Here is a 22,524-nt window from a genome sequence, read left to right on the forward strand (position 1 = left end):
CATGCGTATGGGTACTTTCTCTCAACTTTTAGGCATACTAGGTTTAAGTTTGGGTTTGTTTAACGAAGGGCTTCAGGCACAACCCCAGCCGCTTCGTACGCTCATCGTCACTTTTGACGGCTTACGGCCCGATTATATTACCCCAGCGGCCATGCCCCGTCTGCATGCTTTTCGGCAAACGGCCAGTCAGGCTCTCGAGCACCACAGCGTATTTCCAACGGTTACCCGCGTCAATACGTCTTCTTTCGCGACGGGCAGCTACCCCAAAACGCATGGCATCCTGGGGAATGCCGTGTATTTTCCCGGCGTTCATCCGACCAAGGCTTTGGATACGGGGGATGCGAAAGCTCTTCAGGCCATTGATGACAACCAACAGGGTGATTTACTGACGACCCCTTCTCTGGGTGAGCAATTGCAGCAGGCGGGCCACCAGCTGATGGTGTTTAGCTCCGGCACGACGGGCCAGGCCTTGCTGCAAAACCGAAAGGGCAGCGGCGGACTAGTTATCAATCCCGGACTGATCATACCCGCGACGGCACAGGATTCCATCTATCAGGCTTTTGGTCCACCCCCCGCGTATGCCATTCCGAATACGGCCCGCCACCGCTGGGTCGTCGATGCTCTCCTTCGCTACGGACTCGTTGCCAAGGGTCCATTGGTATGCTCACTCTGGCTCTCGGATCCCGATGCTACCGCCCACGTACACGGCGTCGGCAGGGGCCTGACGCAACAGGCCCTTGCTCAGGTGGATCAGGAATTTGGTCGCATCCTGGACTCGCTCCAGACCCGTCGCTTGCTCGGGCACTACAACATTCTGGTTTCTACGGATCATGGCTTTGTAACGCACCAGGGCAAGACGGGCTATACGGACCTTTTAATCGCAAAAGGTCTTAAAGCTTCCAGAGAAAGTGACGATGTCGTACTGGCTGATGGAGCTATCTACGTGAAAGGACATGACCGTACCAAAATTCAGCAGATCGTGCAGGTACTACAGGCTGAGCCCTGGGTTGGGGCCGTATTTACACCCGCGGGTACGAAAAACCGCCAGGAAGGTTGGGTCAAGGGAACGCTTTCTTTTGAAAGTATTCACTGGAATCATGCCTCCCGAACCGCTGACATTTTAGTGGATGTCAACTGGACGGACGAGAAAAACGATGCGGGCTACCCCGGTCAGAGTTTTGCTAAAGGAACAGCCGGACACGGAAGCTTAAGTCCCTACGAAGTGCATACGAACCTCTTTGCCGCCGGTCCTGGCTTCAAAAAGGGTATGGTTAGCCAATTGCCTACGTCCATCATTGACCTGATCCCCACGGTGCTTTATTTACACGGCTTGCCCAGGCCTGCGTCTATGGATGGCCGGGTACTCAATGAATTGCTGCTTCGTCCGGAAAAAACTACCTATACCGTACCTCGTAAGGAAACGCTTCGTACGAAAGCCTCCTATGCGGGCGGAACCTACACGTTAGCTTTGCAGCGAACCCTATTAGGACCTTACATCTACATAGATTACGGAAAAGTAGAGCGTATGCAGGAACCCGTCTCCAATTCGGCTCATTAACCGTGGACTTTCTTTCCTAAAAAACAGGATCTGAGAGATAGTCTGTTAGTCTATCCCTGAGATCCTGTTCAGGCAAATGTTGTAATCTTCGCTCGCTGCGGTAGTGAGCCAGGCGTTTCCCTGAACCCTAACGCTTTTACTTCCAGGGGTCTAATACCACTTTCACGCAATCATCGACGCGACGTTTGAAGATGTCATACGCATGCGATACTTCCGTTAAGGGCAGGCGGTGCGTGATGATATCATCAAGCTTCACTTTTCCTTCGGCAACGTAGCTGAGTAAGGTGTCGATGTGCTTGTGAGCCGGAGCCTGACCGCCCTTCAGAATGATTCCTTTGTCAAAGAACTGACCAATGGGGAAATTGTCATACGTGGTCGGATAGACGCCCAGTACGGAAACGATGCCTCCCCGCCGTACGGCACTCATGCAGGCTTCCAGTACTTTGGGTGAGCCCTTTTCCAGATTGATCACGGCTTTGGCCCGGTCAAGCAGGTTACGGTCGGGTTCGAAGCCAACCGCTTCCACGCACACATCGGCACCGCGACCATTTGTCATTTCCCGAATCTGGGCTACTACGTCTTTGGCATCATTGTCCCACAAAATGGTGTCGCAGTCTGCCGTCAGTTTCGCTTTATCCAATCGGTATTGCAGCGTATCCACAATTATAACCCGGGCGGCACCCCGCAACCAGGCACTTTTGGCCGCCATGATTCCGACGGGACCTGAACCGAAAATAGCCACGGTTTCCCCGCCTTTCACTTCCCCCCAATCGATACCGCTATAACCCGTGGGGAAAATATCCGTCAGGAATAACACCTGCTCATCCGTTAAATGATCGGGAACAATACGAGGTCCATAATCGGCGTAAGGCACCCGCACATACTGGGCCTGTCCGCCATCGTAGCCGCCGTACAGGTCCGTATACCCAAACAAGGCTCCGCCTTTTTCGGTCAACAGACCGCCCTCCGGACCATAGTGTTCCGGATTGGAATTCTCGCAATGACCGGGCAGATGGTGATCGCAAAAAAAGCAGTGGCCACAGGCAATTGGGAAAGGAACGACCACCCGGTCACCCCGTTTCAGATTTTTGATGTGCGGGCCCACTTCTTCCACAATCCCCATAAACTCATGGCCGAGCACCATGGGTCTGGGTTGGGGCAAGCCCCCGGAGTAAATATGGAGATCAGAGCCGCAAATGGCCGTAGCCGTCACTTTCAAAATAATATCTCTTCCTTCCTGAATGGTCGGATCATCTACGTTGTCGCAGGTCACTGTTTTAGGACCATGAATTCGGGCTGCTTTCATAAGGGTTGGTTTTTGAGCTGGTGAACATGTTTGAATTAACGAGCGTTTCGAGTACTGGAAACTGAGAAGGGCATTAAAAACTACCTTTACGCTGGTAATTCATCAATCGAAGCCGGTTCCGTCTTCGGTGATTTGCCGTATTTTTACCTCGTCACTGTAACGAACATCGTGGGGATTAGCGGTCATAGAGATTGGATCGTTGCCTAAGCACAATGAATGAACTGAACAGGTGATATAATCATGCCAGACGTATAGGTACGCAACACAATCCATGGCGATGAGTACAGCCAGATCGATCAGGTAGAGAGATACTGGGGTATTTTTGACTTCACTAATCAATGTGCTCGATTATCCTCTAAAACATATGTCTTACTTTCGATACTAAAAAGTTAGTACTCGAACGGCTTCCCAGGCATGGAAAAAGGAATCCCATCGCAAACCTCTCACCAAGACACGTATCTTTATCTTCAGTTAACGCGGTCAGCGTGACCCGGTCAACGTGACCCGGTCAACGTGACGCGATTGAACCGGATTTTAGTTGAGGTTGCTTACCTATGTATTCAGGTTTTACCATTCCATTTAACTACGATCAAGCTTTACACAAGCCTCCCATGAACCTGGAATTTTACAGGCCAACGCTAGAAGCCTTAAGCCCCTATATCGAGGGGTATTATTTTATCTCCCCTAGTGAGCATTCGGATAATCTGCATTACTGGACATTCCCCAATAACTATTTTATTGTTTCCGTAAGTCAGGGCGTCAGCATTGAGATGGAAAAGCATAGACTGCTGGTTCGTCCTTCTGCCCAGCAAACGGTTCTTTCCAACTTTGTTTCCCGGTACACTACCCCCATTGAAGTGCTATGTTATGGGCCGATACTCGAAATAACCATCTATTTTAAACCCTTGGGTATCAACCAGTTTATTGAGAATCCGTATCTACTTTTTAAACAAAACACCGCCCTCGATTTTAATCCTTTTTCTGATTTTAATCCTGCCATGGCTGACATTCTCTCGACTTCAGATCGAAGCCTGCAGAGAAAAAAACTGGAAGCCTACTGGTTTTCAAAGCTACAGATCCGGGAGTTTCGGCCCCTGAAAGAGATTCTCTTTGCTCTTGAATCCGAAGAAAAAATAGAGGACATCGCCCACAGACACGGCTTTTCGAGGCAGTACCTCAGCAAGCTTTTTAGCAAAGTAGTTGGAAAATCCCCGGTCGAATATCGCAAGATTCATCGATTCAGGGCGGCCATCGCTACCCAGAAACACATGAAAAGTTTAACGGAACTTTCTCACGAAAGCCTGTTTTACGACCAGTCACATCTCATCAAAGACTTTAAACAGTTCACTTCGGTAAGTCCTCTTACGTTCTTTAAAAAGGTAGATACCGATCAGGAATGCCTTTGGCTTTATATCTAGCGGGTTTACATTTTTACAATTTCAGCGGGTTGGCAGCCTGTTACTTTGCCCAATAACTGATTTGTATCAAAAATGAAACGATTGCTTTACCTGTCTGCCCTGTTCCTATTTATCCTACCCCTCCGGGCTCAACCATCCCAGTGCCCCTGTACGCAAGCCCTGGAAAAGTTGATACTCAAAGTAGAACGCGAGTACCCCGGCTTTTCAACGAAAACCAAAGACACTACTCTCTATCAAGGCTTCAGGCAAACCCTGCATAATCAGGCAAAAAGCAGGAATGACAAAGGCTGCCAGAGCTTATTGAAAAAATATACCGATTTTTTTAAGGATCCGCACCTTTGGGTAGGAGCCAATGGGACGCCATTCGCAACGGCTGGCGGCACCTTTAGCGAGAAGATCACGATTGATTTTAAAGAATTTGAGCAAAGCCTGCAGACGACACCAGACAGCCTGGAAGGCATTTATACCATGCCCGGGTATAAAATTGGTTTAAAGAAGGTGCATCCTAATGAATACATCGGGTTCATTATTGAGTCGGCATCTCAGGCCTGGCAACCCAAAGACATTAAATTCAAGTTGCTCGCCAATGGTTACTTTACGTACGCCCTGATGGATCGATCCATTCAGAAAGGACAGTATCAAAGCTTTTACGGAGCCCTGTTGTTTTTAGAGCAGATCCAGGTGGTTTTAACCAAACAAGTGCCCCGGGTCAACAAGGCCCAGATCGAGAGCCGTCTCCAGGAACTGGAAGGTTTTTATTTTAAAAAGCTATCAGAAAAGACCTCGATCTTAAGGTTACCCAGCTTTGAGTATCAGCATTTAAAGACGATCAGCCAGCTCCTTACCAAACATACTTCCTTACTTGAATCCAGCAAAAATCTGATTATTGACCTTCGGGGCAATCCCGGCGGAACCACGGATGCGTATCAAAAGCTACTTCCCTACATTTCAGGGAAGTTTATACGCCACACTACTGCCGAATTTCTGGCGACTCAAACGTACATTACGAACCTGGAAACCTATAAAAAAAGTCTGGACAAACAGACATCCACGCAGGGAATCGATCAGCAGATTCAGACCTTGAAGGCCAATCTGGGTTCGTTTGTGAACTTTAGTAAAACCGGACAGCCGGCTTACGTGGATACGCTTACTTTAGCTCCCAAAAGTCCTCAGCAAATCATCATTCTTGCCAATAAAGGCACCGGCAGTTCGGCGGAATATTTTTTATTTATTGCCAAGCAAAGCAAAAAAGTCAAGGTACTGGGCACCCCCAGCTACGGAGCCCTGGATTACGGAAATGCCTATCTGATTGACTTTGGATGCCCGCCCTATCAATTATTCATGCCTACGTATCGGGCCTTACGCTTGCCAGACTATCCCATCGATACCATTGGCATTCAGCCCGATGTGTATCTGGATCAATCCATCAAGGACTGGGTAGCCTTTGCAGTAGACTATCTGGAACAGTAGTTTAACAGGCTACGTTAGAAGATTTTCAATGTAGCGTCCTGCAAAAGTCTGCTCATAGATATTCCTGTACTTTTTTTGATCAGTGCACGAAAAACTACGCGAAGCAATACACCAAGAGTCGCAAGCCTTTGGCGGGAAACGTAAGAATCGATTGGACCGGCGATCCGCTTTAATCGATTCTTACGGTCCGTCCAGTTACGGTAAAGATTTTACCTCAGGAATAGTCATCCTTCAGTCCCCTTTGCAAGGCAGATACGACGTGTAATGCCTGACCCAGGATGGTTTATCTTTATTCGTTAGTAAACCACTACTTGAGCCAGGGTCGCAGGGCTTCGCCAATGGGTTGCCCCGTCGTACCACTGGGCGGCAGCATCCGGAGCAGGGCCGAGAGCGTGGGAGCAATGTCAGACGGACTGGTGCTACGCCAGGTTTCACCCCGGCGAATGCCCCAGCCGTAGAAAATACAGGGCACCTGCCGATCATAGGTATACGCCGAGCCGTGAGTCGTACCAATGGGCAATCCGACAAACCAGCCGGGTTGATACATCAGTTGCAAATCGCCACTCCGCCCGGCGTGGTAGCTGTTCTTGTACAGGCTTAGTTGGCGATCCGGCAGGTTAGCCTGAGCAATCGCCCGCAGGTTGATGAGGTCGGCTACACCGGCGATCTTCGTTAACCGTTGTTGAAGCACCTGCTGCACAGCAGCAACGGATAGGTTTTTCTCCCGCAGCAGGGCGTGATTGAGATACAGCTGATCATTCATCTGGGCCATCTGAACGTAGTTCCCCGGTCCAAACGTATCCAGCAGGGTTTGATTCAGAGTCTGGCTCAGTTGACGCGGATCAATCAGTCCCGCCGGCAGGTGATGGGCCTGCCAGTAAGCGGGCACATCCATCACGCCATGATCACCGGTTAAAAACACCGTATAGCCCTCCGGTCCCACCCAGCTGTCCAGGGCCTTTAACAAGTCGGCCAGTTCTTCATCCAGCCGGAGAAAAATATCTTCCTGTTCGACCGACGTAGGTCCGAAAGAATGACCCACCAGATCGGGCGTGGAAAAACTGATGGCCAGAAAATCCGTTGCGGTGCCCTTGCCCAAATTTTCCCCTTTTAAAGCGGCCAGGGCCATGTCTTTAGTCAAAGTGTTCCCCCAGGGGGTGTAAGTCAGAAGTTCAAATACCGCACCAGCGGGACCAGCCATTTCATAAGGAAAACTGGACGTAGACTTGCCCGGCAGTTTATACTCATAGGGTTGATCATCAGCTGTGCTTTCCGTATACTCGGCCACGGGTCGCAGCGTCTTCCAGCCCCGCTGACTATAGGACGCCGGCAGCTTGCGGGCGTTGAAGGCTTCTACCCAGGCGGGTAGCTGGGACTGATAAAACGAGCTGGTCACCCAGGTGCCGGTTCGGCTGTCAAACCAGTAGGCTCCCTTAGCCGAGTGACCCGCCGAAAGAATGGCACTCCGGTCTTTAAGAGCAATACCGATCGCTTTGGACCGAAAGTTGGTGGCCAGGGCTAACTGGTCGGCAATCGTGGTTACCAGCAAGTTCCGGGGTGAGAACCGGGCAGGCATAGCATGGGGATGGCCTACCAGTCGAGCACTGGAGTCTTCTACGCAATAGATGCCCTTGGCCTGGATGGAGTCGTACCAGTCATTGCCTACAATCCCGTGGATGGCGGGCACGGAACCCGAATGAATCGAAGCATGGCCCGCTGCGGTGGCCGTCATTGCGTACTCAAACTGAGTATTATGACAGGCAAAGCCCCCGTTCAGGAGTCGTTTGAAGCCTCCGGCCCCATATTTTTTCTCGTAACGATAAAGAAAATCAGCTCGCATCTGGTCAACCACGATACCTACCACCAGCCTGGGTGCCGATACGGGAGATTGAGACAGCTGACGAGCGGATTGAGCCCAGGTATTAGCTACGGCTAACAGGACGAGCAGAAAAACAGGTTGAAAAAACATGGGTATAATCAAGTTTAAAGGTAGAAAAAATGTATATATAGTTTTTCTTTATATTAAGGATATAGGGAATCAATCACGGGTACCTTCAAGCCGTGTATAGCCAAGCAATATAATGGTCGTTTACGGGCCGTTAAGCCTTACCTGAAAATCAGATCATCGGTGAGCTAATACTCCTTTTCGGCTGGCGGATCGACGAGCAGAATCGGACCGAAGGGCCGGATGGCGGAGCAGATTCGTTCGCTGATGGCTACGGCGAAAGCCTGGAAAGACAATAGGATCAACAAGGGGCATAGTAAACTAGCCACCAGACCAACGGGAATAGCGAGTCCCCGGCTCGCCAGTAACCAGCCCGTTAATAGTACACTCAAAAATGCTCCGATTAGCAAGGCATGATGCACGGGTTGAATGAGGCCAAAAGCCACCTTTTTCCGTTTAGTGCACCGGGCTGGATGTCGCCAGAAACCCGTTTGCGGTAAGGCCCCCTGACGAACTAGCGTCTGCTGGAGATGGCGAACGGAAAGCGACGTAGCCTCCATCCGGATCAGGGCTAGTGCTTTCTCGAAGGACAGCCCCTTACGCATTGAGTCTTCCACCTGACAGGCCAGGTAATCCACTAATTCGTCGATTAACAACTCCTGCGTACCCACCTGACGCAGATGCTGACGCAGGCAGTAGGTTTGTTGCGGGGTTAATGGGGTCATAACGCGGGGGAGTCAGGCGTAGGTGGCGTAGACAGGTTGAGCGGAAGCTGCATCAATCGATTCATTAACTGGGTAAAATGGGTAAAATCCAGTAATTTCTGACGAGCCGTTTGGCGACCAATGAGCGTCAGGGCATAATACTTACGCAGCCGCCCCTCTACTTCTTCGGATTCGTTTTGTACCAACCCTTCCTGTTCGAGTTTGTATAAAAGGGGATAGAGTGAGCCAAAGGTAAGCACGATTTCACCACTGGTCCGTTCTTTTACCGCCTGCGTAATTTCGTAGCCATACATTCGCTCTTTTTCAGCCAGTAAGCCCAGTACAATCGTTTTGAGCGTTCCGCGAAGGTATTCCGTATTGGAGGATTCCATTGCCATGTTCGGTTCAGTAAAGAAATCATTCAAATGTATATAGTTTTTCGATATATAAAGAAAAGGTTGATAATTTAATCAGATTAAAATTTTGTACGCTATAACAAATGCTGTACTCATGAAAGAACTACCAACCCATTTCCTTTTAGGACTACACGAAGCCTGAGAATGGTATTCTGTGAGCTTTTAATCCGGATGGATCGGCTTGAAGGTAGAGTATAGCAGCAAAATCCGCAGATGTTATGTTCTCTTCCGGACAGACGTACCGCAGTACCGTTAGTACTACTTCATCAACATGGAAAGATAACTTGTACCCCTTCGTATCTTCTCCTCCGGTAATCATCTAGCACGTTTTACCTCTTTCCTCCCCACTAAAAAGATGGTATAAGTTTTGTGATTAGTTAGGGTACGTATCTATTCCATCATGATTATGAAAAACACAACGGGTGCTGACCCTATCTTCAAAACAAAAACCTCTCCCTCGGCAGAGCCGGCTTTACAGGAACTCTTTTTGGATTGTCTACGGGATATCTACTGGGCCGAAAATCATCTGGTACAGAGTCTTCCCAAAATGATTAGCTCCGCCACTTCCGACAAACTCAAAAAGGCGATTGAAGATCACCTGACGCAGACCGAAACCCACGTGGATCGGCTGGAACAAATCTTCGAGATCCTCGGCGAAAAAGCCATTGCCAAGAAATGCGATGCGATGGAAGGCTTGACTAAAGAAGGCGAAGGCATCATTGAAAGTACCGATGAAGGTACTGCTACACGCGACGTAGGCATTATTCTGGCTTCGCAAAAAGTGGAGCACTATGAAATTGCCACGTATGGCGGCTTGACCCAGTTGGCTCAAACGCTGGGCTATGACGACGTTTCTTCGTTACTCGCTCAGACGCTGGAAGAAGAAAAACAAGCGGACGCCCTGTTAACGGAAGTAGCCGAAAGCGACGTGAATTACAAAGCTTCTCAGGAAGCCTAAGTCTAGTATGTATTCTTACGAGTTACGAGCAAAATGACGCATCAACCCAATCAACCAGGAAACGATAAAATCGATAATCTGGCTCCGCATACCGAGCAATCCTCGGGCGAAAAAATGACGACCAATACGGGTCTGAAAATTAGCGATGACAATAACTCCCTGAAAGCGGGAGATCGGGGGCCTTCCCTACTGGAAGACTTCATTTTACGCGAAAAAATCACGCACTTCGACCACGAACGAATTCCGGAACGCGTCGTACACGCCCGGGGATCGGGAGCACACGGTGTTTTCAAGGTGTATGAGTCCATGGCTCATCTGACGAAAGCCCAGTTTCTGAATGATCCTTCGCTGGAAACGCCCGTGTTTGTACGTTTTTCGACCGTTGCCGGCTCGCGTGGTTCGACGGATCTGGCCCGCGATGTACGCGGCTTTGCCGTCAAATTCTATACGCAGGAAGGTAATTTTGATTTGGTAGGGAACAACATGCCCGTATTCTTCATTCAGGATGCCATCAAATTTCCGGACCTCATTCACGCCGTCAAGCCGGAACCGGATAACGAAATTCCACAGGCCGCTTCCGCTCACGATACCTTCTGGGATTTTATTTCCCTGATGCCCGAATCTGCTCACATGGTTATGTGGGCCATGAGCGACCGGGCCCTGCCCCGCAGCTATCGGATGATGGAAGGCTTTGGCGTTCATACTTTCCGGTTTGTCAATGCGGAAGGCGTATCGAGTTTCGTTAAATTTCACTGGAAACCCTTGCTGGGCGTTCACTCAGTAGCCTGGGACGAGGCTCAGAATATTTCCGGGAAAGACCCCGATTTTCACCGTCGCGACTTATGGGATGCCATTGAAAGCGGTCAATTTCCTGAATGGGAACTGGGCGTTCAGATCGTAGCCGAAGAAGACGAATTCAAATTTGACTTTGATCTGCTCGATTCGACCAAAATTATTCCCGAAGAACTGGTACCCGTACAACGCATTGGTAAACTGACGTTGAATCGTAATCCCGATAACTTCTTTGCGGAAACCGAGCAGGTGGCTTTCCACCTCGGACACGTGGTACCGGGTATTGATTTCACCAACGATCCGTTGTTACAGGGACGTTTGTTCTCCTATACGGATACGCAGCTGTTGCGTTTGGGGGGACCTAATTTCCAGGAAATTCCCATCAACCGTCCCCTCAATACGGTACACAATAATCAACGGGACGGTCACATGCGTCAGATGATCAATAAGGGAAAGGCGAGTTATCACCCCAATTCCTTAGGTGGCGGTTATCCCGAACAGGCGAAGTCTTCGGAAGGCGGCTTTTCCAGTTATCCCGAACGCATTGAAGCCCGAAAAGTACGAGCCCGAAGCAAGAGCTTCATGGATCACTTCAGTCAGGCCCGGCTGTTTTTCAACAGTCAGTCGGAACCCGAGAAGAACCACATCATTGACGCGTTAAGCTTCGAATTAGGTAAGGTAAAAACCGTGGCCATCCGGGAACGTATGCTGGGTATTTTGTCACTGATCGATAAAAACCTGGCCGCTGAAGTAGCCTTTGCGTTACGCATTCCCGTACCCCAGGATCCGGCTTTGCCCGTTAATCACAGTGTTCCAGCCGATGCAGATCCTGCGGATTATGATTCCGTCATGGTGGAAGGTTCCCTGACTTCTTCGGAAGCCCTGAGCATGGCCAATACCATTAAAGACAGCATTCAAACGCGGAAAATCGCTTTTCTGGCTGCGGATGGGGTAGACGCAGAGTCGCTCCAGACCGTAAAAAGCAAGCTGGAAGCCGAGGGTGCCGTAGTCGAAGTCATTGCTCCGCGACTCAATTTTATTCTGTCTGCTGACCATACTGAAATTCCCGTCGACCATAGTTTCCTGACGGCGGCATCTGTGTTATACGATGCGGTGTATGTACCGGGGGGAACAAATAGTGTAGCTACGGTAGAAGCAGATGCCGATGCAGTTCATTTCTTAAACGAAGCGTTCAAACACTGCAAGCCCATTGCGGCTCACGCTTCGGCTATGCAGGTATTGGAATCAACGTATTTCGCCAAAAAACTACCAACCGATTTTTCAGAAGATACTGTCTTACGGGAAGGTTTGGTCGTAAGCGATGATTCCGCAAGCCTGGCTGACTTGTTTACGAAAGCGATTGCTCAGCATCGTTTCTGGGAACGGGAAAAACCCAGAAAAATTCCTGCTTAGGTTTCATTAAAAAAAGCCCAGTCTGATGATTTCAGACTGGGCTTTTTCTTAGTGGCAATTTCTGCGTTTAGCGTATGAGCTGATCGGTTATATAGCTATTAATCCTGCAGTAATTCAGCGGCTTCGATATTATTCTGCTGTAAGGCCAGGTCCATTACGGTTAAGCCTCTTGCGTCCCGAATCGTTTTATCGGCTCCGTACTGGAGCAATAACTTCACTACTTCGTTTCGACCAAACATAGCGGCGAACATCAGGGCGGTTCCGCCATTGCCGTGTTGCAGATTCAGGTCTGCTCCCTGAGCAATAAGTAACTCGGCCAGATCCGTATAGCCCTTGAAACTTACGCCCATGAGTGCCGTATTGCCACCAAAATCCTGAGCATTGACATCAGCCCCGGCCTGAAGCAGAAGCCGGGCCGCCTCGAACTGATGATTATAACAGGCAATAATCAGGGGCGTGTACCCTTTCTCATCACGAGCGTTGACATTGGTATGACGATCAATTAATTCCTGCATAACAGCCGTTTCCCCCAGACGGGCGGCGTGAATAAGTACAGGTTCCAGATTGGTAAGGCCAGCAACGGTAGATTCGGTCATCGTAGGTTTAGTAAGTAAAAAAAGTCTATCGCTATCTTATGCATAAATAGTATACCAGCACCCCAGGATGCTCTTGCCAGGAATTTTACTTGATCGATGTCGTGATCACCGAGGCTACTGAATCAATGTTTACGCTTATCAATCAGGCATTGGAAAAGTTATAAACAGAAAGGCCCCTCTTGAGGATTCATCTATTCTGATGCTCGTGCAGACCACTTGATACCACGATCGACTGTAGAACTATTTCTTAAGCTTTTTATAAAGACGCTTTCCTATCAACCAGGTTATGATCAGGCTATAGGCCATCAGTTTCCCGGGCAACAAGAGAGCCTGAGTAAACAGGAGCAATCGGTTGAAGTCATCCGAGATACGGAAAGGATTGTCAATCAGGCCTCCTAGCCATCCTACATTGGTATAATCAGGTGTGGCGTCGACAAAATGGCCTATGAGCATATAAGCAACCAGACAGGATAGTTTTATAAGTACGGGCTGAATCCCTCCATCCCCTGCCTCGTAAAATACGCCGTATAGACTCACACTTACTAAAATCAACCCTGCGACCATCGCTACCCAAACAAGCCATTTTTGGGGACGCCTTCCCTTATTGTCCGGGTCAGGGGTATTCACCTTAACAGTACCAACCGGACCTGGGTTGGCGGGTTCAAGCAGCCATTCGAGTAAGCTCATCTATCGATTTTTAGGTTTAAAGTAGAACACGCAGAACGGCAGGAACGTGGGTTTTGTGTTCACTGGCTTTGTTGATCCATCACTGGTCAAAAACCATGCGTACGTAACAAACGAATACTTTTCCAACTGCCTTCCAACGAAATAGCAGACAATGGGGTCCTGGCAACGGAACACCAGTTTCTGTACAGACCATGAAAACGTTTATCTGGATAATTCTACTTCTAACGATGGGCTGTCGCAAGCAACCAGACGTTCTCATCTCTATCACACCTGATCAACTAGCAGGGACCTGGATAGACCCTTCGTCGAAGGTTCAACTCGGAAAACGTTTGACATTTACGGAAACCCACGTGTATAGGGCTGTCGACTCCGTAGCCAATTGCCAACCCGTTGAACCCAACAAGGCTTTGCCTTATACCTACACCCTGGATAAGGGAAGCCTTGTACTCACATATGCTGGGGTAATGCCCGGAATGCAAGCTCCTCCTCCGTTACGTTTATCCATAGTTTCATTCAGTTCCACCCACTTACTAGTCAGAACTCCTGTTCAAGAACAACTAATGTTTGAAAAGTGTGAGTAAACAGGAACGGGCTGCACTGGCTACTCATGAAATGACAAAACGCGTTCCAGAACTCCTATTCCTGGCAAGCTTACTGGCATGCTCTGATCCATTGAAAGAGCACGGGAAGTCTACTTACGCGTTGGAGGTCAACGAGCGTTTTCTAGTCCTGAAAGATTTAGTTAACGATCCTGCATACTGGATTTAATTATATTAGCATCTATTTAGGCTTCAACCATAAGCCAGAATAACCACTGTATTTTCTGGCTTAGCGGAACATCAGTTAACGGGTTATCCTATCAAGACAACTAAACAGCAGGAAAAGAAAAATATGCTTCATAAGGCTTTATTGACTTTCCCGACACTGACCACAAAACAGTTGACCCTTCGGCAACTGGTAGAAAGTGATGGACAAGCGATATTTCTGCTTCGATCTGAGCCAACCCTAAACAAGTACCTTGACCGAAAGCTGAGTCAAACTTTAGAAGAAGCATTACACTTTATTAGAAACATCCAAACCCGTCAATTTTTATACTGGGCTATTGTAGACACAGTAAGCGGAAAGCTACTGGGTACCATTAGCCTTTTTGACTTTTCAGACGAAATGAATACCTGCGGCATAGGCTATGAGCTTCTAACGGACTATCAGGGACGAGGAATCATGCAGGAAGCAGCAAAAAAAATCATAGCATTTGCCTTTGACAGGCTTGGTATCGAAACCATTGAGGCATTCACTCATAAAGACAACCAACGTTCAACCCGGCTGCTGCAAAAGTTAACTATTTGAAAAAACGGAATTTACTGATGCGAACAATCCGGATGTAATCGTATTTCGGCTATTCAACCACAGAGCAGCGTAGAATAGAAAGTGACCAGGCCTATTTAATTAGCTTTATGTAAAAACACTTTTATAACAGAGTCAGGGTGTGGCAAAACAAATCAGGCGTATCTTTTTCCTTGTACTTCTTCTTCCCCTGCTAAGCCTGACTACCCACGGGCAGCATACGAAACTTGATGCTTTGGTAAAGCATTACCAGGCCCACAACCATTTTAACGGATCGGTTCTGATTGCCCGCAATGGTATGATTGACTACCTGACGTATGCTGGATTAGCCAACCGGACCGATCAGGTTAAGTATTCAGCTCAATCTAAGTTTCACATCTTTTCACTTACCAAAACCTTCACTGCTGTTTTAATCCTGCAACTCCAGGAACAGGGTCGAATCCATCTGGACTCTTCCATTGCTACCTATTACCCTTCTTATCGGGGCGAAGCCGCCCGGAAAGCTACCATTCGAAATTTATTAACCTATAGCAGTGGCCGGGCTCATGAGGATATGCAGTCACTAGCCGAGGCCTATAATACGACGATATGGCCTTTGGATAGCTTCATTGCCAGGTATTGTTCCGATCGCTTAGTTCAGATACCTGGCACCAGCTTCACGTATAACAATGGTGACTTTATTATACTCGGTAAGATCATTGAGTTGCTGTACGGGGAAGCTTACGAAGACGTGTTACGCAAAAAGATTTTGATTCCCCTGCACATGCATCATACCAATTACCTCCATCATGACGACATCATTCCTCATTTAGACCAGGCCTATTTCCATCACGATACGGTACCTCTTACTTTTTACCAGCCTACAAACTATTACATTGACAATTACTTCTCAGCGGGAGCCATGTATTCTACCCCCACGGACCTGCTTTTATTTGATCAGGCCCTGTTTACTCACAAACTCCTGAAAAAAGAAACCATCGACCTGATGCTTACTTCTTATGAGCACCTGGGTGATGTAGCTTTGGGGTTTTGGGTATATGCGAAGAAACTAGGGCAGAAGCAGTATAGGCTATCCGAGCGACAAGGATATGGCTATGGTCATCATGCCAATTGGGTTCATTTGATTGACGAGAATATAACGCTTATCCTCATGAGTAATACCAACACCGTTGATTTGAACAAAATGCGTTGGGAGATCCTTGACCTGTATTTAAAGGGCAAGTAAAGCATAGGCTTTTGACCATAATATCTGCTCCCAACTCTGTACCACTTTTATAAACAACCAGGCAGTAAACAAAAAGGTACACGGGTCCTTGCCCAGGCAGAACCTGATTGTGCTAAATCCTTGACATTCTTGGGAGGAGCAAGCTGCAACAGCTTACCGATTACTGGTTTTTGATCTTAGTATACCAAGCTATTCTATACAAGAAACCCGTTCTTCCCGGATTCGATAGCTTAAGTTACAAGCAGCTAATGGCGTGACCTGACGCTGTAAACAAGGTATGAACTACGTTTCTGACTAGTAATCGATTCTAAAAACAAAAAGAGTACCCCCTATTTTTCGTTTAAAACCTGTTTAGGCAAATAACCAAACTTCCGTTTAAAGGCCGCCGTGAAATGCTGCGGGTTTTTGTAGCCCACCAACGCTGCCACTTCGGCAATGGTTTCGTATCGGCCACTGGCGAGAAACTCCTGAGCCCGCTCCATCCGCTGGTCGGTGATGTAGCCAAAAATGGTGGTACCGAAAAGTTGTTTAAAGCCTTCCTGTAAGTTGGTTCGATTGATGCCCACGGTTTTTGATAGCATCTCGATGGAACAGGGCGTATCCAGATGGGTAAGCAGTAAGGCCCTTACTTCCTGTAGTTTATCCTGCGTTTTCTTCTTCAATACGGGCTGCGTATCTCGAGCCGACAAAATCTGATCAATCTGAAGCGTAAGCAGCTCCACGATTTTTGCTTCCACGAACATTCGTTTCAAAGAACCCACGTACTCACAATTCCGAATCTCGGACAGCACCTGAATCATACGGGGCGTTATCGGGTAACTCTGTTGGCCCAGCAAAGCGGGTTGGCCTTGTTCGAGACGGCGGCCAAACGTCCCCAGTTGTTCGAGGTCATCGTTGAATAATTTACGTAGAAAATTCAGCGATAATTCAATTTCCACGCTCAAGCCACCGGGCGTTTTCAGATACGTTAAAGGTCCTTTCAGTGCCGGATAAAATAGCAACGCATGCTGTCCTTTGGTGATAAGCGAGTGGGGTTGGAAGTCACCTTTGGGCTGATAGAGGCAGCCTTGCGTGGTTAATTCGAAATGCATTTGCAGGTACGGAAAATCGCTTTCAATGTAGTGGGTGAACGAGAAATCGTGCCGTGACTGAAAGAACCCGGCTATGATTCCGTCGATGGACAACCGCTGAGCCTGGGAGTGGATACCCGCATACCTGAATTCCGTGGTGACTTCCCGAATCCCGGTGGAGCTTACAGCCTTAAACCCTTCCGGATACTCCTTTACGAAGTTATGTTCCCGGATGTCATCGGAGCTAAATACAATTTTCATAAAAAGCTGTCTATCGCGGCATTAATACTGCATTTCGCGTTACCAGGGTGGCTTTTTCCAATCCTACTTTTGCTACTATTAAGAATAAGTCTTAATAAGCGAATGTACAGATAAATGTGTAAAAGGCTACTATTGCTGCTGGCCTTTCTTGCTTCCTGGGTGGTGAACGGACAATCCGTTCCCTGGCTATTCAGAGGAAGCGTAAAGGATGAGAAAGGGTCGGTCTTGCCGGGTGCTACGGTAAGCCTGATCGAACTAAAGAAATACACGACAACCAATTCCGAAGGTCAGTTTGCGTTTTCCACTCTTCCGCCAGGAACGTATCAGGTGCAGGTGACGCACCTTGGCTACCAGTCGTCGACGCAGGTGGTTCGTTCCGGCAATCGGTCCGTTGTGGAGCTTACGATTACGCTGCGGGAAGAGGCTCGCCAACTTTCGGAAGTGCAGGTAACCGGTAAAACCGAAACCCAGCAGGCCAAACGGCAACCGATTAAGGCAGAGGTTATTAACACCAGAACGGTACAGGAGCAACCCGCTACGCTGGTTGAACTCATGAACCGTTCGGTGGGGATACGTATCCGGCAAACGGGTGGATTGGGCTCCGACGCGGGTTTAATGATGAATGGGTTTCAGGGACGAGCCATCAAGAATTTCAAAGACGGCATTCCGATGGATTATCTCGGGGCTGGTTACAATATCTCACTCGTACCCGTCAATATGCTGGAACGGGTAGAAGTATACAAAGGTGTGTTACCGACCCATTTAGGAGCCGATGCTCTGGGCGGTGCGGTGAATCTCATAACCAGAAAATCGCTGTATCGGTATGCCGAAGGGTCGTACGAAATCGCTTCATTCAATACTCATCGGCTGTCGTTGAATGCACTGTTTACCGATACCACCCGTCGATTCTTCGTCGGGATCGATGCCTTCCTCAACCGTTCTGATAACAACTATCCGGTAACGGTCAACGTAACGGATCAGGAAACGGCCACCCAGCGACCCGCTACGGTGCGACTCTTTCATAACCGATTCACGAACTATTACGCTGAAATCTACGGCGGACTGACCCGTCTACGCTGGGCGGATGAACTGCGAATTGGACTGACGGGCTTCGATATTGATCGGCAGAACCAATACGGTGCCACGATGTCGCAACCCTTTGGGGCTAGCGTCAGCCGACAGTATTCCGTCTTCCCGACGCTACGCTACCGGAAAACAGTGGGTAAATTCAGCATTGATCAATTCCTGACGGCCAACACGATTCACGTTACCCAAACCGATACGGCCCGAGGTACCTACGACTGGTACGGAAACTTCATTTCCAGTCCATCCCGTCAGGGCGAAATTTCCGTTCGGGGAACGTTGGCAACGCTCGATTTTTCGTACCACACCTCCCGTACCAATCTGGCGTATGCGTTCAACGATCAACACCGACTGGAATTCAATCTCGTTTCGTCTACTATGACCCGCGTGGGTCGCGATCCGCTGGGCGTTACGTTTCGGGAGTCAGGGCGGGACGTCCTGACGGAGAAAGCAAACTATAACAAAGCCGTTGCCGCCCTGGGTCTGGCCTCGACGTTGCGGAATGAGCGTCTATCCAACCAGCTGATTGTCAGGTTTTACCATTACAACACCCACGCGATTGATGCCGATTATTACGGAACGGAACAGCCCCGTTCGGCTTCGATCCAACGCTGGGGAATCGCCGAAGCCCTTAAATTTTCATTGACTCCTTCAGCGTTTCTACGGGCATCGGCTGAACTGGCCACGCGACTCCCGGAACAGGACGAACTCTTCGGTGATGGGAACTTTAACCGCTCTAATTTTCAGCTTCTGCCCGAGCGGAGTACGAACGTCAATCTGGGCTTTCGGACCGAAAGAACGGGACGTTATACCCTCGAAGTCAATTCCTTTTACCGAATTACGCACGACCTGATTCTGCGGGTTCCGGTCGATTTTCTGTTCAGCCAGAACCAGAACGTAACGAACGTACGGGGCCTGGGCGTGGAGTCAGACCTAACCGTTTCTCTGTGGAAATGGCTGCGGGCCAACGGGAATTTCACGTATCAGAATTTCCGGCTGTTCGATACCGGCAACCGCATTGCTGAAGGTTCCCGGCTCCGCAATACACCTTACTTCTCTGCCAATCTTGGACTCACGGGCACGTGTACGCAGGTGCTGTCCTCACGCGATAAACTCCATCTGTATTACTACTACCTGTTTGTCCGGGAGTATTACCTGGACTACGTACCGAAAGCACAGGAGCCAAGCGGATTGCTGGGCCTTTGGGGCAAGGCCCGGTTCGATGCTCCCAATATCATTCCCAATCAGTCGCTCCACACGGTTGGCTTTACCTATAACCCCGTCAGCCGCCGGTTTTCGGTGGGAGTTCAGGTTAAAATCTGCTGAATACGCCCGTTTACGACAATTTCCGCATTCAGAATGCGGGCCGCAGTATCCATCTGAAAGTAAACTATCTCCTTTATTAATCAAGCTTGTATGAAAACGTCTGTTTCCCAGTTTATTCTTTGCTGCCTGACCATCGCCCTGCTCGCGGGGTGTAGCAAAGACAGTTCTGATAACCCAACGCCAACCCCGACTGCCAACGCAAAATATGTGCTGATGACCGATGTGACCAAGTTTCAGTCACCGGGTTATCTGACGGCGTTCACCAGTATACCGACCGGAACCGTAAACCCCATTACGTCGAAAGCCTTGCAAGTCAAATCCGCCTTTGGCTTTCGGGCTTTCGGAAAGTGGTTTTTCAACCGTAGCAATGCGGCTGGTGACATAGGGCTGCAAAAGTATACCGTAGCCGACGACGGCAGTATTGTCGATGGAGGTTTCATTGCGGGTTCTACTCAGTACGTGATTGCCACGGAAACCAGCGGCTATTACCTGGACGAAACGCGGGGAACGCTCAAGATCCAAAAGTTCAACCCGACCACCATGCAGCGAACCGGGGAGATCGACCTGTCGTCCCTGCAAAAATCCGGGGTGGAATATCAGGTCATTGGCAAGCACACGCTGGCAACGAAGGAAGGTAAACTGTACGCCGGTATTACCTATGGCACCAAAAAAGCACTGGGTTACGGTGACGATATGTACAACTACATTGCGTTTGCCGTGATTGATATGGCCACGGATAAACTGGATAAAACGATCAAGTATGAGGGGCTGAAAGGCGTGGGCTGGGGTTCCTCGGCTAATAAGATGTGGAGCATCGGCGATGATGGGGCCCTGTATTTCTACAGCACGGCACTGGGGACGGGCTTTACTAATTCTTCGGTAATTCGGATCAAGAAAGGCGAAACCGATTTTGATCGTAACTGGATACTGAAAGCCAATGACTTACAAAACGGAGCTTCCATTGCTACTGCCTTAATAAAAGGCGGGAAGATCTACCTTGAGTTACCTTCTACTCCGCTGGCGGCTAATTTCTCTAACCTCACCAGCCCAATTTTTGACTATTACGTAGTCGATATGGCTACGGGCCAGAAAACAAAAATTGAAGGGATGCCGCAGCATGATTACTCCTATGCCAACGATTATGGGATTACCGAAATCGATGGAAAAATCTATTGCTGGGTTCGGAATCCAGGCCAGAAAGTGGACGGCTATTACGTACTGGATGGCACCAAGGCGACACAGGTATTCAACGTAGCCCACGAGGGCAGCCTCTGGGGCTTTGTGAAATTACAGTAAGTTTTTACTACGATCGGATTTACAGGACTAATTCTGTAAAATCCGGTAAATCCGGTCAAAAAAAATGAATCGAACACGTATGAGCACGGCCAAACGGGTAAAAACCTGGTTTCAGATTCACAAGTGGACCAGTCTGATCTGCACGGCTTTTCTGCTGATGCTATGCGTGACGGGCTTACCTCTGATTTTTCATGAGGAAATTGAGGGGCTGGAACCTAAGCTGGCTCCCACCTTGCCCGCCAATACCCCCAAAGTAAGCCTGAATAAACTCGTGGAGACCGGGCTGCAAGCCAATCCCAGCAAAGTAATCCGGTTTCTGTACTGGGATGATCACCAGCCGAATACCGTGACGCTGAGTTTATCCGATTCGCTAACGGCTCCTCCTACTAATTTTAAAACGGTTATTCTGGATGAGCGAACGGGCAAAGTGCTGGAAGAGCCCCATGATCAAGAGGGTTTCATGTACGTCATGCTTCAACTGCATACCGACATGTTCATGGGGATAGGCGGCAAACTTTTTCTGGGTTTGATGGGCATACTGTTCGTGCTGGCGATTGTATCGGGGCTGATGCTCTACGGACCCATTATGAAACGATTTGATTTCGGGATGATTCGTACCGAGAAGTCCTCCCGACTGAAATGGCTGGATTTACACAACCTGCTCGGCGTCGTAACGGTGGCCTGGGCCGTTGTGGTCGGTTTCACGGGCGTCATCAATACCCTCTCGGAAGTGGTGCTGGGTTTATGGCAGGTAGGCCAACTGGCCGAGATGACCGCTCCCTATAAGAATGCTGCCCCCTTAACGGGCCAACTCAGTTCACTGGATCAGGCCTTCGAGGTTACCCGACGGGCCGCCCCCGAGATGGAACCGTATCTGGTGGCCTATCCGGGAACGATGTTCTCCAGTAAGCACCACTACGCCGTATTTGCCAAGGGTAAAACACCCCTTACCGAACGATTGATTAAACCGGCACTGGTTGATGCCAAAACGGGAAAATTAACCGATATGCGGGACATGCCCTGGTTTGTCAATGCCTTGTTTCTTTCGCAACCGCTCCATTTTGGCGACTACGGCGGACTCCCGCTAAAAATAATCTGGGCACTTTTCGATCTGGTAACCATTGTGGTATTGATCAGCGGTTTGTATTTGTGGTTTGCTCGCACCAAAGCAACCAAAGCTCAGATTGCCCGCATGGGAGAGTCGAAGGCAAAACAGATCGAGAACGCTGAAATTCTAACCCTTAATTCGCCCCCAACGGATGACTAATCGATTCTGGCATATCTGGACAATCCCGTTGTTACTGGCTATCATCAGCCTCGGCGGCCTCATTTCCGCCCTGGTCGGTAATAACCTCTGGGATGCGTTATCCTGGCTGACCCTAAGCGTTCCTTTACTGGTTATTGCCCGGTTTTGGCTGAAGCCGCAAGGCAGTAAGAAAGCCGTGAAGTAGACTAATCTGCTCATTCACCTTAAAAACGACACGAGTCATACCCGTGTCGTTTTTTCAATTTTCATGTTGAAAGCAGCCCTGCTTTCGGAGCTACGCCTTATTAGTCTTTTCGTCGTGCCATTCGCTGGCCGATGACAATTCATTCATGGCATACGTAGTTCCTTTCCTCGGTAATGACTGCTTTGGAACTTATGATCTGGGCAAA

At 49.0% G+C, this 22,524-nt stretch carries 18 protein-coding genes; 11 read left to right on the forward strand and 7 right to left on the reverse strand.

Translation table 11 applies throughout. From position 1 onward, the window contains the following. Nucleotide 1 precedes the first annotated feature (1 nt). Nucleotides 2-1,558, forward strand: coding sequence for an alkaline phosphatase family protein (locus BWI97_RS22600; protein ID WP_102202911.1), 1,557 nt, complete (start codon nucleotides 2-4; stop codon nucleotides 1,556-1,558). Between the two features lie 136 nt (nucleotides 1,559-1,694). On the opposite strand, the gene BWI97_RS22605 is transcribed toward BWI97_RS22600, so the two are convergent. Next, on the reverse strand, nucleotides 1,695-2,864 hold the full coding sequence (locus BWI97_RS22605) for a zinc-dependent alcohol dehydrogenase (protein WP_102202912.1): 1,170 nt from the start codon (nucleotides 2,862-2,864) through the stop codon (nucleotides 1,695-1,697). 611 nt (nucleotides 2,865-3,475) lie between these two features. Here BWI97_RS22605 and BWI97_RS22610 point away from each other — a divergent pair. Both BWI97_RS22610 and BWI97_RS22615 read left to right on the forward strand, forming a co-directional pair. Next, a complete protein-coding gene (locus BWI97_RS22610) occupies nucleotides 3,476-4,282 on the forward strand; it encodes an AraC family transcriptional regulator (protein ID WP_158242819.1) in 807 nt (268 codons plus the stop codon). Between the two features lie 72 nt (nucleotides 4,283-4,354). Then, nucleotides 4,355-5,752, forward strand: a complete 1,398-nt coding sequence (locus BWI97_RS22615; RefSeq protein WP_102202914.1) for a S41 family peptidase — start codon at nucleotides 4,355-4,357, stop codon at nucleotides 5,750-5,752. Nucleotides 5,753-6,059: 307 nt separating this feature from the next. On the opposite strand, the gene pafA is transcribed toward BWI97_RS22615, so the two are convergent. From pafA to BWI97_RS22630, 3 genes are all read right to left on the reverse strand, one after another. Next, a complete protein-coding gene (gene pafA / locus BWI97_RS22620; RefSeq protein WP_102202915.1) occupies nucleotides 6,060-7,721 on the reverse strand; it encodes an alkaline phosphatase PafA in 1,662 nt (553 codons plus the stop codon). Between the two features lie 164 nt (nucleotides 7,722-7,885). Next, nucleotides 7,886-8,422: a hypothetical protein gene (locus tag BWI97_RS22625; protein WP_102202916.1), complete on the reverse strand. Its 537-nt coding sequence runs from the start codon at nucleotides 8,420-8,422 to the stop codon at nucleotides 7,886-7,888. Beyond that, nucleotides 8,419-8,793 (reverse strand): PadR family transcriptional regulator, encoded by a 375-nt coding sequence (locus tag BWI97_RS22630; RefSeq protein ID WP_102202917.1) that lies wholly within the window; start codon nucleotides 8,791-8,793, stop codon nucleotides 8,419-8,421. The genes BWI97_RS22625 and BWI97_RS22630 overlap by 4 nt, the downstream gene beginning before the upstream one ends. Nucleotides 8,794-9,223: 430 nt before the next feature. On the opposite strand from BWI97_RS22630, the gene BWI97_RS22640 reads away from it, so the two are divergent. Together BWI97_RS22640 and BWI97_RS22645 are read left to right on the forward strand one after the other, a co-directional pair. Next, on the forward strand, nucleotides 9,224-9,775 hold the full coding sequence (locus BWI97_RS22640; protein ID WP_094811630.1) for a ferritin-like domain-containing protein: 552 nt from the start codon (nucleotides 9,224-9,226) through the stop codon (nucleotides 9,773-9,775). A gap of 33 nt (nucleotides 9,776-9,808) precedes the next feature. Continuing rightward, a complete protein-coding gene (locus BWI97_RS22645) occupies nucleotides 9,809-11,980 on the forward strand; it encodes a catalase (RefSeq protein WP_102202918.1) in 2,172 nt (723 codons plus the stop codon). A gap of 98 nt (nucleotides 11,981-12,078) precedes the next feature. On the opposite strand, the gene BWI97_RS22650 is transcribed toward BWI97_RS22645, so the two are convergent. Further along, entirely contained in the window at nucleotides 12,079-12,576 is a 498-nt protein-coding gene (locus tag BWI97_RS22650) for an ankyrin repeat domain-containing protein (RefSeq protein WP_094811634.1), read from the reverse strand. A 240-nt stretch (nucleotides 12,577-12,816) separates the two neighbouring features. Beyond that, nucleotides 12,817-13,263 (reverse strand): hypothetical protein, encoded by a 447-nt coding sequence (locus BWI97_RS22655; RefSeq protein WP_102202919.1) that lies wholly within the window; start codon nucleotides 13,261-13,263, stop codon nucleotides 12,817-12,819. 891 nt (nucleotides 13,264-14,154) lie between these two features. On the opposite strand from BWI97_RS22655, the gene BWI97_RS22670 reads away from it, so the two are divergent. Both BWI97_RS22670 and BWI97_RS22675 read left to right on the forward strand, forming a co-directional pair. Beyond that, the gene (locus BWI97_RS22670; protein ID WP_102202922.1) at nucleotides 14,155-14,610 is read left to right on the forward strand and encodes a GNAT family N-acetyltransferase; all 456 of its coding nucleotides are present in this window, start codon (nucleotides 14,155-14,157) and stop codon (nucleotides 14,608-14,610) included. Nucleotides 14,611-14,842: 232 nt separating this feature from the next. Further along, nucleotides 14,843-15,832: a serine hydrolase gene (locus tag BWI97_RS22675; RefSeq protein WP_199182066.1), complete on the forward strand. Its 990-nt coding sequence runs from the start codon at nucleotides 14,843-14,845 to the stop codon at nucleotides 15,830-15,832. Nucleotides 15,833-16,161: 329 nt separating this feature from the next. Here BWI97_RS22675 and BWI97_RS22680 read toward each other — a convergent pair whose 3' ends face one another. Beyond that, entirely contained in the window at nucleotides 16,162-17,163 is a 1,002-nt protein-coding gene (locus BWI97_RS22680) for an AraC family transcriptional regulator (RefSeq protein ID WP_102202923.1), read from the reverse strand. A 114-nt stretch (nucleotides 17,164-17,277) separates the two neighbouring features. On the opposite strand from BWI97_RS22680, the gene BWI97_RS22685 reads away from it, so the two are divergent. The 4 genes from BWI97_RS22685 to BWI97_RS22700 all read left to right on the forward strand — a co-directional run bounded on the left by BWI97_RS22685 (nucleotide 17,278) and on the right by BWI97_RS22700 (nucleotide 22,319). Next, the gene (locus BWI97_RS22685; RefSeq protein WP_102202924.1) at nucleotides 17,278-19,572 is read left to right on the forward strand and encodes a TonB-dependent receptor; all 2,295 of its coding nucleotides are present in this window, start codon (nucleotides 17,278-17,280) and stop codon (nucleotides 19,570-19,572) included. 90 nt (nucleotides 19,573-19,662) lie between these two features. Next, the gene (locus BWI97_RS22690; RefSeq protein ID WP_146011001.1) at nucleotides 19,663-20,868 is read left to right on the forward strand and encodes a hypothetical protein; all 1,206 of its coding nucleotides are present in this window, start codon (nucleotides 19,663-19,665) and stop codon (nucleotides 20,866-20,868) included. 64 nt (nucleotides 20,869-20,932) lie between these two features. Beyond that, nucleotides 20,933-22,135: a PepSY domain-containing protein gene (locus BWI97_RS22695; RefSeq protein WP_233207966.1), complete on the forward strand. Its 1,203-nt coding sequence runs from the start codon at nucleotides 20,933-20,935 to the stop codon at nucleotides 22,133-22,135. After that, nucleotides 22,128-22,319, forward strand: a complete 192-nt coding sequence (locus BWI97_RS22700; protein ID WP_199182067.1) for a hypothetical protein — start codon at nucleotides 22,128-22,130, stop codon at nucleotides 22,317-22,319. Before BWI97_RS22695 ends, BWI97_RS22700 begins: the two co-directional genes overlap by 8 nt. The last annotated feature ends 205 nt before the right edge of the window (nucleotides 22,320-22,524 follow it).

Origin of the sequence: Siphonobacter sp. BAB-5405, assembly GCF_002872335.1 — a bacterium.
Taxonomy (GTDB): domain Bacteria; phylum Bacteroidota; class Bacteroidia; order Cytophagales; family Spirosomataceae; genus Siphonobacter.

Coding starts and splice junctions, on each gene's coding strand:
- BWI97_RS22600 (WP_102202911.1), top strand. CDS start 2: ATGCGTATGGGTACTTTCTCTCAACTTTTAGGCATACTAGGTTTAAGT.
- BWI97_RS22605 (WP_102202912.1), bottom strand. CDS start 2,864: ATGAAAGCAGCCCGAATTCATGGTCCTAAAACAGTGACCTGCGACAAC.
- BWI97_RS22610 (WP_158242819.1), top strand. CDS start 3,476: ATGAACCTGGAATTTTACAGGCCAACGCTAGAAGCCTTAAGCCCCTAT.
- BWI97_RS22615 (WP_102202914.1), top strand. CDS start 4,355: ATGAAACGATTGCTTTACCTGTCTGCCCTGTTCCTATTTATCCTACCC.
- pafA (WP_102202915.1), bottom strand. CDS start 7,721: ATGTTTTTTCAACCTGTTTTTCTGCTCGTCCTGTTAGCCGTAGCTAAT.
- BWI97_RS22625 (WP_102202916.1), bottom strand. CDS start 8,422: ATGACCCCATTAACCCCGCAACAAACCTACTGCCTGCGTCAGCATCTG.
- BWI97_RS22630 (WP_102202917.1), bottom strand. CDS start 8,793: ATGGAATCCTCCAATACGGAATACCTTCGCGGAACGCTCAAAACGATT.
- BWI97_RS22640 (WP_094811630.1), top strand. CDS start 9,224: ATGAAAAACACAACGGGTGCTGACCCTATCTTCAAAACAAAAACCTCT.
- BWI97_RS22645 (WP_102202918.1), top strand. CDS start 9,809: ATGACGCATCAACCCAATCAACCAGGAAACGATAAAATCGATAATCTG.
- BWI97_RS22650 (WP_094811634.1), bottom strand. CDS start 12,576: ATGACCGAATCTACCGTTGCTGGCCTTACCAATCTGGAACCTGTACTT.
- BWI97_RS22655 (WP_102202919.1), bottom strand. CDS start 13,263: ATGAGCTTACTCGAATGGCTGCTTGAACCCGCCAACCCAGGTCCGGTT.
- BWI97_RS22670 (WP_102202922.1), top strand. CDS start 14,155: ATGCTTCATAAGGCTTTATTGACTTTCCCGACACTGACCACAAAACAG.
- BWI97_RS22680 (WP_102202923.1), bottom strand. CDS start 17,163: ATGAAAATTGTATTTAGCTCCGATGACATCCGGGAACATAACTTCGTA.
- BWI97_RS22685 (WP_102202924.1), top strand. CDS start 17,278: ATGTGTAAAAGGCTACTATTGCTGCTGGCCTTTCTTGCTTCCTGGGTG.
- BWI97_RS22690 (WP_146011001.1), top strand. CDS start 19,663: ATGAAAACGTCTGTTTCCCAGTTTATTCTTTGCTGCCTGACCATCGCC.
- BWI97_RS22695 (WP_233207966.1), top strand. CDS start 20,933: ATGAATCGAACACGTATGAGCACGGCCAAACGGGTAAAAACCTGGTTT.
- BWI97_RS22700 (WP_199182067.1), top strand. CDS start 22,128: ATGACTAATCGATTCTGGCATATCTGGACAATCCCGTTGTTACTGGCT.